The following is an 11,116-nucleotide window of genomic DNA, read 5'->3' as shown; positions in this document are numbered from 1 at the left end:
ACATTGACGAAGACGATATCCGCGCCCTCACCCCCGCCCTTGCCGCGCGCGTTCTGCGCCGCAACTTTTGGGACGTGTTCCCCCTGGACAACGTGAAGCCGCTCATGGCCATGGTCATTTACGATACGGCCGTGAACATGGGCGTTCCCTACGCCAAGAAAATGGTGCAGCAGGCTCTCGGCGTGGCCGTGGACGGGCGCTTCGGCCCCCTTACCTGGGGCGCTCTCAAGCTCTGCGACGACAAGAAGACCGCCGCGGCCATGTGCCATATCCGCCGCGCCCGCTACTGCGAACTTGCGCGGAGCAATCCCGCCCTTTCCCCGTTCCTGTCCGGCTGGCTGCGCCGTACGGACGCGCTGGAAGAGGCGGTGGAAGGCGCATAGGCACGCTTTCCGCCGGGGCATGGGAGCATGCGGGCCGGCTTTTTCGCGCCGTCATCTGCGCAAGCTTTCGCGCTTTCGGCTTTCCGGGCGCGTTTTTCGGCGGGCCGGGGGAAAAGCGTGATGAAAAAACAGGGAAGGAGGGGATATGGATACGCGAACTGCCGTGGGCGAAGGCGTGGCCTTTGAACGCATACGCCGCATTACCGGCTATCTTGTGGGCTCGGTGGGCAGGTTCAACAACGCCAAGCGCGCCGAGGAGCGCGACAGGGTGAAGCATTGCCGCATGGAGCCTTTTGCCCCCGCTGGGGAAGGCGCGCGGCCCTAGGTTTTTCGGGCAGGGCTTTTCGGAGTTTTTTCCGAAAAAGGCCACGGCAACGCGCCGACGCCCGGGCGGCGCCGCGACAGGGGAAAAGGGCCCGCGCCTTTGGGCACACCGCCGGATTGATCTTCATGGAACAAAGACAAGAAGGCGGCCCGCGTGGGGCCGTGCCCCGGATCCCGGCAAGGACAGGCTCACGGCGGCCCGCCCCGTTGAGGGGGAAGATTCGGCATGCAGAAGCGCGAAAAGGGCGGCCCTTCGCCCGCGGAGCCCGCATGCCGGAGGCCGCAGCAGGAATAGAGCCTCGGCGTTCCGGGCAGGGCCGCAAAAAGGGGCATCCCGCGCCGGGCTTTCCCCGCACCGGCGGCAGAAAAAGCGCTTTCTCCGCGCCCGGGGCCCGGCAGCCCTGCGGCGCGCCCCACGCCATGGCCTCCGGCTGAGGGAAGGGCCGGGCCTTGTTCAACGGCCTGTTCAGCCCTGTTTCACGAAGGAAGTCCTTCTTGCCGCGCTCTCAGGGCCCTGTTTGTGAAGGAATACGTTTGTTCGGCTTTTTTTGTGAAGGCCTGCGTTTTTTGCAGCGCGCAGAGCGGGCGGAAATTCATGTCCGTCGCGCCGTGTCCGCCGCAGGGCCCGCGCAAACGGCCTTCCTGACTTCAAGGAGGAGAACATGGAAGAGATCATTACGGAGATATGCGGCTCCTATGCGGGCCTTGTGCTTTCGCTCATGGGCGTGTGCGCGGCCGTGTCCGCGCTTCTGCCCGCGCCTTCGGCAGGGAGCGGCGTCGTCTACCGCACGGCGTACAAACTGCTCAACCTTCTTGCCGTGAATGTGGGCCGCGCAAAAAACGCCGACGACGCGGCACAGGAAAGGAAGGCCTGATGTGGAAGCCTGGGCCGCGCTTGTCGCCGCGCTGCTTGAAGCCGGGCTGCGCCTTCTGGAAAGGCTGGATGAAAAGCGTGCCGCCGATTTTCGCCGCCGCGTGGCTTCTGACGGCGCAGGGGTGCTCATCTCCCAGCTCAACCCCGGCGGAGCTTCCGCCCCTGCCGGTGCTGACGAGCCTTCAGCATGCGACGTTGGGCGGGACGCCCGGCGTGTGGATGAACGGCGATGACGCAGGCCGCCTTGCCCTCTGGATTTACGACGTCACCGGGGAGGAGGGGCTTTGAACGGCGCGGGCGCAGGGCGGCCTCCGTTGCCGGGCGCACGCCTGCACGGGCCGGGAGCTGAAGAGCCGGCGGAGCGCGCCCTTCAGGCCTGCCTATGCTCCGCTTCTTCGCTCATGGCCTGAACACGCTTTGCCATGGCGCGGCCCCAGGGCCGGGAAATGCAGTGGCTGCATATCTTGAGGCAGAGGCCGTTCCAGGCGTGTTCCGCCTCGTCCGCACTTTCCGCCTGGGGGCCCGTCATGCCGCAGTTGCGGCAGCCCACGGAATAGATTCTCCCCAGAATGTCGATGAGTCCTATGTCTTCCGAAGAACAGTAGGGGCAGGCGTGCATCATCATGTCGCGTCCTCACAGGTTGAAAGTCCGGGCGGGCTTTATGCCTAACACAGGAAAAGGAACTTTGGCGAGTGTAAAAAAAATCACGATGCAGGGAGGTCAGGTGAGCCAGATAGGGGGGGACGGCGCAGATCACGCCGCCGAATACCTGGGTGCGGTAAAGGGAGCGTGGCCGCTCGCGCTCATGGCCGGAGCCGTGGCCGCGGCTTCCGCCGCAAGGCAGCTGAGGCGCGGCTACAAACAGCGCTCGCGGAGGGAGCAGGCCGTCACGGCGCTTCTGAACGCGGCGCTTACCACGTCCATGGCCGTGAGCTGCTCGCTTTTGCTGCCGCTTGCCCTGCCCGGCGTCACGCCGGAAATGCAGGTGGCGGCCTCCATGGCTGCGGCGGGCCTCGGCGGCGAAACGGTGAAGCTGTGGCTTTTGAAAAAGCTCGGCCTTTCGGTGGTGGATCTCATGGATCCCGGCGATATCAACGAGATACGCAGAACCATGCCGCCCGAGATGCGGAAAAAGCATGTGGAACAATGCCCCTTCCGGGGCGACGAGTGCCCGGTTCCCGGCTGTGAGGAGGGGCGGTGATGGCGGCGGAAACGGCAAAAGGCCGCGCGGGCCCTTCGGGGAAAAAAGGCGCAGGGCGGAAGAAGGCGGAGGAGAGCTTTGAGGCGGCGCTCCGGGCGCTTGTGGACATGCCCCTGGATGAGGTGGAGGCCCTTCAGGGCGTTTCGGTGCGGCGGGCCGTGTGCAGGAGCCTGTTGCTGAAGGCGGCGGGCGGGGACAAGGCCGCCGCCGAGTGGGTGCGCGACACGCTGGGGGAAAAGCCCGTGGACAAGGGCAGAACCCCGGCGGCGGAGAGCGTGAAAGTGGTTCTTTTCGGCGAGGTATGATGGAAGTTCGCGTGAAGCTCAGGCCCTTGCAGCAGAAGGCGCTGGAGGAGCTGGATCGCCGAAGTTTCGGCGTGCTCATCTGCCACAGGCGCTTCGGCAAAACGGTGCTCGCCGTGGCGAGGCTCTGCCGCAACGCCGCGCAGGGAGGCGCCTCCTACCGGGGGGCGTACATTGCGCCCACCTACCGGCAGGCCAAGGACGTGGCCTGGGATTACCTCAAAAAGATAGCGCTGGCCGCCGGGGCCAGGGTGAATGAGAGCGAGCTGCGCGCGGATTTTCAAAACGGCGCGCGCATACGCCTTTACGGTGCGGAGAACCCCGACGCTTTGCGCGGGCTGAACCTCTGCGACGTGGTCTTCGACGAAGTGGCGCAGATGCCCTATGCCATGTGGTCGGAAATAGTGTTGCCCATGCTGCTCGCCACGCACGGCAAGGCGCTTTTTCTGGGCACTCCCAAGGGCAGGAACGCCCTGTGGAAGGTATGGGAGAACGCGAAGCTCCGCGAAGAATCCTGGGTTGCGCTCATGTACCGCGCGTCGGAAACGGGCATACTTTCCGAAGAGGATCTTGCCGTGGCAAGGCGCGAGTCGAGCGAAGCGGAATATGAGCAGGAATACGAGTGTTCCTTCACCGCGGCCGTGGTAGGTGCGTACTACGGGAAGCTCATGGAAGACGCGGACAAGTCCGGGCGTATCTGCTCTGTGCCGTACCGGCCGGACTTTCCCGTAATGACGGCGTGGGACCTCGGCTTTTCCGACTCCACGGCGATATGGTTCGTGCAGATCGTGGGGCAGGAGGTGCATGTCATAGACTACTGCCAGGCCTCGGGCGTGGGGCTCGACCACTATGTGCGCGAGCTTCAGAAGCGGGGCTATGTGTACGGCGAGCACCTTTTCCCCCACGACGCCGCAGCTTCGGAGCTCGGCACGGGCACTACGCGCCTCGAAACTCTGCAAAGGCTCGGCGTGCGGGGGCGCGTTCTGCCCATGACGCGGGTGGAGGACGGTATCAATGCCGTGCGCCTGCTTCTGCCGCGCTGCTTTTTCGACGCGAAAAAATGCGCGCAGGGGCTGGAAGCTTTGCGCCTTTACCAGCGCGAATGGGACGACAAGGCCGGGGATTTTCGCGCAAGGCCGCTGCACGACTGGACAAGCCACGGAGCCGACGCCTTCCGCTATCTGGCCATGGGCGTGGAGAATCCGGCGGGGCGGGGAGCGTTTCACAAGCTTCCGCCGCGCAAAAACCTGAGAGTGTGCTGATGGACGACAAAAAGGACAGGGTACGCCGCGCCATAGTGCGGGAAATGGAGCGCTGCATGGGCCGCGAAGGCTCGAAGCTTTCCGGGGCGCGCGAGCAGCTCAAGCGCCGCTATCTCGGCCACGGCTACGGCGTGGATGAGGAGCGCGGGGAGCGGGGCTTTTCCACCTACGTCGACCGCACGGTGATGGAAACTGTGGAATGGGCCAAGCCGGGGCTCATGAGGGTGTTCTGCAACGACGAGATCATCCGCTTCGACCCGCGCACCCCGGCGGAGGAACAGGCCGCGGAGGACGCGACCTTGTACGTCAATCAGGCGGTGTTCGGCCGCAACATGTTCCGCCTGGTGCACGACGTGCTTGCCGACGGGCTGTACCAGCGCGCGGGCTGGTGCGTCGCCCACTGCCCGGAGCGGGAAGAGACGCAGCTTCTCCAGTATACCGGGCTTTCCGAGCAGGAGGCCGTGGCGCTGCTCACGGATCCCTCGCTCAATCCCGGCGATCCCGGGGCGGTGCGGGTGGAGCAGTATGCCGCTCCCGGGGGCGCGGGATACGACGTTTCCCTGAAGAGGAAGGTGAAGCGGCGCGAGATACGCATCGACCCCGTGCCCTCGGAAAACGTCCTCCTTTCCGCCGACGCGCGGGACGTGGAAAGCGCCCGCTTCATCGCCTTCTGGGAGAAGAAGACGGCCTCCGACCTTCTGAAGGAAGGCTATGCGCGGGAGCTTGTGGAGAGCCTGCCGCCCATGGCCGAGGGGGATATCATGCCCGAGACCGGGGCGGGGCTCGGCGTGAACGACGAAGAAGGCGGGCGCGGCTCGGCGGAGGGCGAGGCCGTGCGGGAATACAAGGTTTATGAGGCCTGGTTTGATTTCGACCTGGACGGCGACAACGTGGCGGAAAAGGTGAAGGCCGTGTTCTGCGGGGAGGGGGAACAATGCCGCGTGCTCAAGGTGGAGGAGTGGCCGCTTTACCGCGCGCCGCTTTTCGCCGCCTGCTCCGTGCCTTTGCCGCATCAGGCCGTGGGGCTGTGCCTGGCCGACCTTGTCTCCGACGTGCAGGACCTGCGCACGGAAATGACGCGCCAGTATCTGGACAGTCTCGCCCTCGGCAATCAGGGCGAGCTGGTGGTGAACGAGGGCATGAGCGGCAGCGTGGAATACGACAGTCTCCTTGCCCGGGGCGTGGGGGCCGTGCACCGCCTGAAGGGCGACGCCACCATCGCGCCCCTGCCTGTGGCCACTTCCGCCGCCGAGGCCTTGCAGGGGCTGGAAATGAGTTCCGCACTCATCGAGCGGCGCACCGGGGTGTCGAGCCGCACGCAGAGCCTTCAGGCCGATACGCTCCAGAACACGGCCACGGGCGCGAGCATCATGGAGGAGGCCGTGAACCAGCGCCTGGAGCTCATCGCCCGCGTGTATGCCGAGACCTTTTTCAAGCCCCTCGGCCGCTACATTCTGCACCTTCTCAACCGCTACCACGACAAGGCCGTGCAGCTTCGCCTGAAGGGCCGCTTCATGGCCTTCGACCCGCGCAAGTGGGATCCGGACATGGATATTTCCGTGGCCGTGGGCCTCGGCACGGGCAACAGGAACAGGCTTGTCTCCGCCTATCGGCAGATTCTGCAGATCCAGCAGGACTTCCTCCGGCAGCTCGGGAAAAATTCCCCCGTGCGCCTTTCCCATATCGCCTATACCTGCCGCAAAATGGCGGAAGCGGCAGGGCTGGAAGCTCCGGAGCGCTTCTTCGGTACGGAAGAGGATGCCAGACGTGCGGAAGCTGCCATGATGAACGCGCCGGCTCAGCCGTCTCCGGAACAGCAGAAGTTGCAGCTTGAACAGCAGAAGGCGCAGGCGAAACAGCAGACCGATGCGTGGAAGGCGCAGACGGACGCGCAGCGCAAGGCCTTTGAGACGCAGAGCAGGATGGCGCTCGAAAAGCAGAAGGCGGAAGGGCAGCTCGCCTTGAAGGCCATGGAAATGAGCATGGAAAAGGATCTCTGTCAGACTCGCCTTCAAATGGGCGAGAGAGGAGGCGGGCTGACGAATATCCGTGGCGTAGGGGGCATGTCATGAATATAAAGACGCTCGGCGGCTTGCTGGGGCTTATGGCTGCTTCGACGCCGGATGAAGCAGAAGGCGCGGTAAGACCAGATATTCTGGACATAGTAAAAAAGGCCATTGCAGGCCGGAAATATGGGGGGAGTAAGGCAGGGCACTGGAAAGAGTGAATACCGCAGCGGCTCTGGAAAATTCGTCAACATATGGCGGTAACTATGGATATTTTAATAACCATGGGCTTGTCCAGCGTTTTCACAAGGATCACTGGACGCCGGAGCATATAGCTGAAGGATACCGAGGAATTTACGATTCGCCGGATACGGTACTTATTCCCCATGTTCTTGGTGAGCATCCGGTAGCGAAAGAAGCGTTGCGGAATCCTGCGGGCAAGCAGGACAGGCATGGCATATGCCTATGTTGCCGTACAAAAAAAGTTTCCGAACCGTTACCGTGTACGATCCGAAAAGCTCAAAGGCGGAACATCTGTTGAAGGAAAGGGGGTACTGGGAGGACGGGCCGAATTCCTCCATATTCTCACCTTCAATGATGCAGGTGCCTGCGGAGCAGGTTGGCAGCGGTCCCATTTCTGCTGTCAGCACCCCTTTGAAAATACCTTAGAGGAACCGTTGAAAAAGCTCACTCGCCATAGCGGGTACAGGTGCAGGGCTGCCCTTATGGCCGACCGACGCTCCCGGGTATGTAAACACGGAGCCGGGATTGGGAACGCCGAATTTTGATCCCGTTGATATGTTGACGGATCCAATCGGCGTACCGGCAAAGGCAGGAAAGGCGGCCGCGGACTTGCTTGCGCCTGCGTTTTTCTGCGGCGTGGACGAACTGGGAGGCCTGCTTGACTAATTCATGGGAGAAAAAGAATGACGCATGAAGAGAGGATGGAGGCTCTGGAGGCGGGGCGTATTCTGCAGAGCGAGGTGTTCCGTGAGACCTTTGCATGTCTGGATGCGCGTTACGTCAGGGCGTGGCGTACCTGTACCGACACGGTGAAGCGTGAGGACTGGTGGTACATGCAGCGGGCGCTTCAGGAGGTGAGGCGGGAACTTTTTTCTCTTCTGCAGGGGGCCGCGGCGGGGAAAAAGGGGAAGGATGACGTGCTGAACGCGGCGCTTGAGCGCGCAAGGGAGAAGCCCTGAAAGGCGCATGGGGAAAAGGACGCCGTGGCGGACATGCCGACGGAAGCCGGGCGGCGAAAAACGGGGGAACATGCAGAACGCCCCGCAGGCCCGTGCCTTCCGCACGATGAGGGAGGAAGAGTGACGGCAGACTTCAGGAAAGGCCCTTTGCCTGCCGCCTGCGGCAATGCTGAGCCCGGACGAGGCGGAAGGGTATTCCAAGGATGGGCGGCGGTTGCTGGATTTACTTAATAAGGCGGCAAAAGGCGCCTTGCCGATGCATGAACCTGTTTTTGAGTTTCAGGAACGCCTGCCGAAGGACGTTTTCAAGGCGGCGAAGGAAGACAATGGGGCGTTTCATACCCGAAAGCCGGTTGCAGACAGGAATGATATTCCCACTCCTGGAATACCGGACACGGGCAGTTGCCCCATGAAGAGATAGAAGATCTTGTGGAAGCTCCGGTGACAGGCAAAGACAGGTTTTATGTGCGTGCGAACAAGCCCTATGTCGAAAGTGTAGCAGCGCTGGGAAAGGGCACGGGGGGAAGGGGCTCTTTGCGTCCTTCGGAAGAATTTACCTATCTCCACCAGGTGAACCCCATAAACAATAAGCGGCTCCTCAACATGAAGAGCCGCACCTGGGGAACGCCGGATGGTTCCGCCTTCCATCCTGTGGCAAATGAAACATCTCCGTTATTGGAGAGGCCTACGCAGCGAGCGATCTCTGCTGACGGCGTTCCCGACGACTTCACTCTATCAGAAACGGCCATGCCCCGCAAGGGAGCGCCGCCCTTTTTGCGTCTCTCCGGGGGAAGGGAGGCAGGGCGGAAGCGGGCGCTTTTTGCAGGAGAGACGAAAATCTTTTCTTCCGCCGTGTGCCGCGCCTGGAGAAAAGGGTAGGGATGAAGTGCTGAACGCGGCATTGAGCGCAGCAAAGGACGGAATATGAGCGAGGAAATCAGGGAAATCGGCGGGGCGGATATCGGCCGTGAGGAAGGCGTGTACGAGATGGACGCCGTAGCGGGGCTTTTTGAGGCAGGTACGCCGGAAGAGCCGGACGGCACTTCGGGCGAAGCGCTCCCGGCCGGGGAGGAAAACGACGGCGCGGAGGAAGGGGCTTCGGCGGAGGCCGGGAAGGGACAGGAAGAGGAGGTTCTGCCCGACATTCCCATGCCCGAAGGCTGGGAGGAATCCGTCTGGCAGGGGCTTGCGCCGGAGGCGAAAAACGCGGTCAACGCCCGCGAAGAGGCCCATGCGCAGGCCATGGCCGGGGTGCGCGCGGAGCAGCGGCAGGAGAGGAAAAGGCAGGAAGCCTTCGCCGTGGAGGCCAACGCCCGGATACAGCAGGCGCTTTTCGCCATGCGGCAGATTGTGGAAGGCGAGTACGGCTCCGTGGACTGGAACGGCCTCGCGCAGTCCGACCCCGCCGCATACGTCAGGCTTCAGCAGGCGTACAACGCCCGCATGGGCGCGATTCAGCGCGTGCAGCAGGGCGTGGCGCAGCAGGTCCGGCAGTACGAAGCCGAGAGGGCGGCCGAAGCGCAGAAAGCCCTGGCCGCAGAGTTTGCCGGGGTGCAGCCGGAGCTCAGGGCGCTCATGGGCGCGGGCTTTGAGGGGAAGACCTTTGCCGCCGACATGGCAAAGTACATGCAGGAACAGGGCTGCCCGCCTGAGGTCGTCAACGGCCTTTCCAAGGGCTATGAGCTGAAGCTCATCGCCAAGGCTATGCTCTACGACAGGCTCCAGGCAAGGCGCGCGCAGGCCGCGAAAAAGGTGGCGGAAGCGCCCAGGGTACAGAGCCCGCGCGGCGCAACGCCGGCAGAGACCGATATCAGGGCGAGGAAGGCCCGCGAAATGCTCGGCAGGAACCCCGACAGCACCGAAGCCCTGGCGGCGCTGTTTGAAGCGACCATGTAGGGAGGAATTTCATGGCAAACGTAGTATCAGGCCAGCTCAAGGACGCGAACATCAAGGGCAAGCCCCGCGACCTTATGGACGCAATCTTCAACGTGGCTCCCACGGACACGCCCTTTCTCACCATGTGCGGCAAGTCCGCCGCGAGCCAGACCCTGCACGAATGGCAGACGGACACGCTGGCGAGCCCTGCGGAGAATTCGGCGCTGGAAGGCGCGGACACCGCCGCGTTTTCCGAGAGTTATACCACGGAGCTTTCCAACAGGACGCAGATCCTCAGGAAGGCGATCAACGTGTCGGGCACGGCGCAGGCCGTGAAGCAGGCGGGCGTGAACAGGCAGTACGCCTATCAAATGGCCCTGCGCACCCGGGAGCTCAAGAAGGACGTGGAGTACGCCCTTTTGCAGAACAAGGTGGCCCGCGCGGACAACGGCACGGACGGCCGCCTCATGACCGGCCTGCCCTGCTGGATGCAGGCCAATTACCACGGCGCGGGCACGAAGTCCGACGGTTCCGCCGCGGCCTGCGCGGCAGGGACAACCCGCGTGCCCACCGAGGCCATGCTCAAGGACCTGCTCACCGACGTGTACAACGCGGGCGGCAACCCCGACTGCATCATGATGGCCCCGGATATCCGCGTGAAGATGAGCGAGGTGCTCTCCGGCGGCGCGACGAAGATGGAGCGGGCCGAAAAGAAGAAGGCCACGGCCGTCATCGACGTGTACGTTTCCGACTTCGGCGCGCTGAAGCTCGTGCCCAACCGCGTGCAGGCCTTTGAACCCTTCTCCAAAACCTGCGCCTTCGTGCTCGACCCGCAGTACTGGAAGGTGGCGTACCTGCGCCCCTTCCGCGAAGAACGCCTCGCCGTCACCGGCGACAGCCTGAAGGGCCATGTGCTTGTGGAGTGCACGCTGGAGGCGAGAAACGACGCCTCTTCCGGCGTGCTGGCGGATTTGAAGTCCGCCTAGGCAAAAGGCGCGGGCAACGCGCGGCAACAGAAAAAGGGCGCTCCCCATGCGGCAGGGAGCGCTTTTTTTTGTCCTTTTTCCGGGATGTTCGCCGCAAGGGAAAGGGGCGTGCGGGCCGCCCGAAAGCCGGGGGAGCTTCGGCCCGCGGGAGGAAATCGTTTTTCCGCCGGGGAAAGGTTATACTGGTAATGGGGTATGTTTTTCGCTACGCTCGGGAAAAATCAAACAGGGAGAAGGCATGTTCCGCCTGCAGAAGGCAGGGGCCGGACGTGTTTTTCTGCTTCACAGGCGTTTTTTCCGGGAACAGAGCCTGCTTCCCCGGGAAGGGGTCGTATTTTCGGGAGGAAAGTCAATGAAAGGCATACTTCTTGCGGGCGGCAGCGGCACGAGGCTCTATCCTCTCACCCGCATCACCTCAAAGCAGCTTCTGCCCGTGTACGACAAGCCCATGATCTATTACCCGCTCTCCACGCTCATGCTCTTCGACATACGGGAGATACTCATCATTTCCACGCCCGAAGACACGCCGAACATCGAGGCGCTGCTGGGGGACGGCGCAAAGCTCGGGCTCAGGCTCTCCTACAAGGTGCAGCCGGAGCCCAAGGGCATAGCGCAGGCCTTCACCCTGGGCGCGGATTTCGTGAGCAATGACGACGTGTGCCTCATCCTCGGGGACAACATCTTCTACATGGGCGACCAG

Annotated in this window: 16 protein-coding genes; 14 read left to right on the top strand and 2 right to left on the bottom strand. The window is 63.1% G+C overall.

Going from position 1 to position 11,116, the window contains the following annotated elements; all coding sequences use genetic code 11:
• The 4 genes from K8W16_RS06410 to K8W16_RS06395 all read left to right on the top strand — a co-directional run.
• Positions 1 to 383 (top strand): putative peptidoglycan-binding domain-containing protein (locus tag K8W16_RS06410; RefSeq protein ID WP_304122221.1); only part of this gene is annotated, 383 nt, incomplete at its 5' end.
• 145 nt (positions 384 to 528) lie between these two features.
• Positions 529 to 708, top strand: coding sequence for an anaerobic ribonucleoside-triphosphate reductase (gene nrdD / locus K8W16_RS06405; protein WP_304122219.1), 180 nt, complete (start codon positions 529 to 531; stop codon positions 706 to 708).
• A 661-nt stretch (positions 709 to 1,369) separates the two neighbouring features.
• On the top strand, positions 1,370 to 1,582 hold the full coding sequence (locus tag K8W16_RS06400; protein WP_304122218.1) for a hypothetical protein: 213 nt from the start codon (positions 1,370 to 1,372) through the stop codon (positions 1,580 to 1,582).
• Between the two features lies 1 nt (position 1,583).
• A complete protein-coding gene (locus K8W16_RS06395) occupies positions 1,584 to 1,814 on the top strand; it encodes a hypothetical protein (protein ID WP_304122216.1) in 231 nt (76 codons plus the stop codon).
• Between the two features lie 137 nt (positions 1,815 to 1,951).
• Here the strand turns inward: K8W16_RS06395 and K8W16_RS06390 are convergent, their stop codons facing one another.
• Positions 1,952 to 2,206, bottom strand: a complete 255-nt coding sequence (locus K8W16_RS06390) for a Lar family restriction alleviation protein (RefSeq protein ID WP_304122215.1) — start codon at positions 2,204 to 2,206, stop codon at positions 1,952 to 1,954.
• A gap of 100 nt (positions 2,207 to 2,306) precedes the next feature.
• Here K8W16_RS06390 and K8W16_RS06385 point away from each other — a divergent pair, with 100 nt between their 5' ends.
• From K8W16_RS06385 to K8W16_RS06365, 5 genes are read left to right on the top strand one after another with little or no spacing between them, the layout of a single operon-like run.
• On the top strand, positions 2,307 to 2,783 hold the full coding sequence (locus tag K8W16_RS06385) for a hypothetical protein (RefSeq protein ID WP_304122213.1): 477 nt from the start codon (positions 2,307 to 2,309) through the stop codon (positions 2,781 to 2,783).
• Positions 2,783 to 3,088, top strand: coding sequence for a hypothetical protein (locus K8W16_RS06380; protein ID WP_304122211.1), 306 nt, complete (start codon positions 2,783 to 2,785; stop codon positions 3,086 to 3,088). Before K8W16_RS06385 ends, K8W16_RS06380 begins: the two co-directional genes overlap by 1 nt.
• Positions 3,085 to 4,347 (top strand): terminase large subunit domain-containing protein, encoded by a 1,263-nt coding sequence (locus K8W16_RS06375; RefSeq protein WP_304122209.1) that lies wholly within the window; start codon positions 3,085 to 3,087, stop codon positions 4,345 to 4,347. The genes K8W16_RS06380 and K8W16_RS06375 overlap by 4 nt, the downstream gene beginning before the upstream one ends.
• The gene (locus K8W16_RS06370; protein WP_304122208.1) at positions 4,347 to 6,419 is read left to right on the top strand and encodes a hypothetical protein; all 2,073 of its coding nucleotides are present in this window, start codon (positions 4,347 to 4,349) and stop codon (positions 6,417 to 6,419) included. The genes K8W16_RS06375 and K8W16_RS06370 overlap by 1 nt, the downstream gene beginning before the upstream one ends.
• Positions 6,416 to 6,574, top strand: coding sequence for a hypothetical protein (locus K8W16_RS06365; protein WP_304122206.1), 159 nt, complete (start codon positions 6,416 to 6,418; stop codon positions 6,572 to 6,574). Before K8W16_RS06370 ends, K8W16_RS06365 begins: the two co-directional genes overlap by 4 nt.
• Before the next feature lie 26 nt (positions 6,575 to 6,600).
• On the opposite strand, the gene K8W16_RS06360 is transcribed toward K8W16_RS06365, so the two are convergent.
• Positions 6,601 to 6,807 carry a hypothetical protein gene (locus K8W16_RS06360; protein WP_304122204.1) on the bottom strand — a complete coding sequence of 69 codons (207 nt, stop codon included), beginning with the start codon at positions 6,805 to 6,807 and terminating at the stop codon, positions 6,601 to 6,603.
• Between the two features lie 472 nt (positions 6,808 to 7,279).
• On the opposite strand from K8W16_RS06360, the gene K8W16_RS06355 reads away from it, so the two are divergent.
• The 5 genes from K8W16_RS06355 to K8W16_RS06335 form a co-directional block, all read left to right on the top strand.
• The gene (locus tag K8W16_RS06355) at positions 7,280 to 7,555 is read left to right on the top strand and encodes a hypothetical protein (protein ID WP_304122201.1); all 276 of its coding nucleotides are present in this window, start codon (positions 7,280 to 7,282) and stop codon (positions 7,553 to 7,555) included.
• Positions 7,556 to 7,769: 214 nt separating this feature from the next.
• Positions 7,770 to 7,976, top strand: a complete 207-nt coding sequence (locus K8W16_RS06350; RefSeq protein ID WP_304122199.1) for a hypothetical protein — start codon at positions 7,770 to 7,772, stop codon at positions 7,974 to 7,976.
• Positions 7,977 to 8,479: 503 nt separating this feature from the next.
• Positions 8,480 to 9,451: a hypothetical protein gene (locus tag K8W16_RS06345; RefSeq protein WP_304122197.1), complete on the top strand. Its 972-nt coding sequence runs from the start codon at positions 8,480 to 8,482 to the stop codon at positions 9,449 to 9,451.
• 11 nt (positions 9,452 to 9,462) lie between these two features.
• Entirely contained in the window at positions 9,463 to 10,416 is a 954-nt protein-coding gene (locus K8W16_RS06340) for a DUF5309 domain-containing protein (protein WP_304122196.1), read from the top strand.
• Between the two features lie 352 nt (positions 10,417 to 10,768).
• Positions 10,769 to 11,116, top strand: a 348-nt coding sequence (locus K8W16_RS06335; RefSeq protein ID WP_304122194.1) for a sugar nucleotidyltransferase, incomplete at its 3' end; no start/stop codon positions are given.

It is taken from the genome of Mailhella massiliensis, from assembly GCF_020741395.1.
Taxonomy (GTDB): domain Bacteria; phylum Desulfobacterota; class Desulfovibrionia; order Desulfovibrionales; family Desulfovibrionaceae; genus Mailhella; species Mailhella massiliensis_A.
The sequence above is the reverse complement of the archived record's forward strand: the minus strand, read 5'-3'. Positions and strand labels throughout refer to the sequence as shown.

Bases quoted from the DNA above. Each gene is read 5' to 3' on its own strand.
- nrdD (WP_304122219.1), top strand. From the start codon at position 529: ATGGATACGCGAACTGCCGTGGGCGAAGGCGTGGCCTTTGAACGCATA.
- K8W16_RS06400 (WP_304122218.1), top strand. From the start codon at position 1,370: ATGGAAGAGATCATTACGGAGATATGCGGCTCCTATGCGGGCCTTGTG.
- K8W16_RS06390 (WP_304122215.1), bottom strand. From the start codon at position 2,206: ATGATGATGCACGCCTGCCCCTACTGTTCTTCGGAAGACATAGGACTC.
- K8W16_RS06380 (WP_304122211.1), top strand. From the start codon at position 2,783: ATGGCGGCGGAAACGGCAAAAGGCCGCGCGGGCCCTTCGGGGAAAAAA.
- K8W16_RS06375 (WP_304122209.1), top strand. From the start codon at position 3,085: ATGATGGAAGTTCGCGTGAAGCTCAGGCCCTTGCAGCAGAAGGCGCTG.
- K8W16_RS06370 (WP_304122208.1), top strand. From the start codon at position 4,347: ATGGACGACAAAAAGGACAGGGTACGCCGCGCCATAGTGCGGGAAATG.
- K8W16_RS06365 (WP_304122206.1), top strand. From the start codon at position 6,416: ATGAATATAAAGACGCTCGGCGGCTTGCTGGGGCTTATGGCTGCTTCG.
- K8W16_RS06360 (WP_304122204.1), bottom strand. From the start codon at position 6,807: ATGCCTGTCCTGCTTGCCCGCAGGATTCCGCAACGCTTCTTTCGCTAC.
- K8W16_RS06355 (WP_304122201.1), top strand. From the start codon at position 7,280: ATGACGCATGAAGAGAGGATGGAGGCTCTGGAGGCGGGGCGTATTCTG.
- K8W16_RS06345 (WP_304122197.1), top strand. From the start codon at position 8,480: ATGAGCGAGGAAATCAGGGAAATCGGCGGGGCGGATATCGGCCGTGAG.
- K8W16_RS06340 (WP_304122196.1), top strand. From the start codon at position 9,463: ATGGCAAACGTAGTATCAGGCCAGCTCAAGGACGCGAACATCAAGGGC.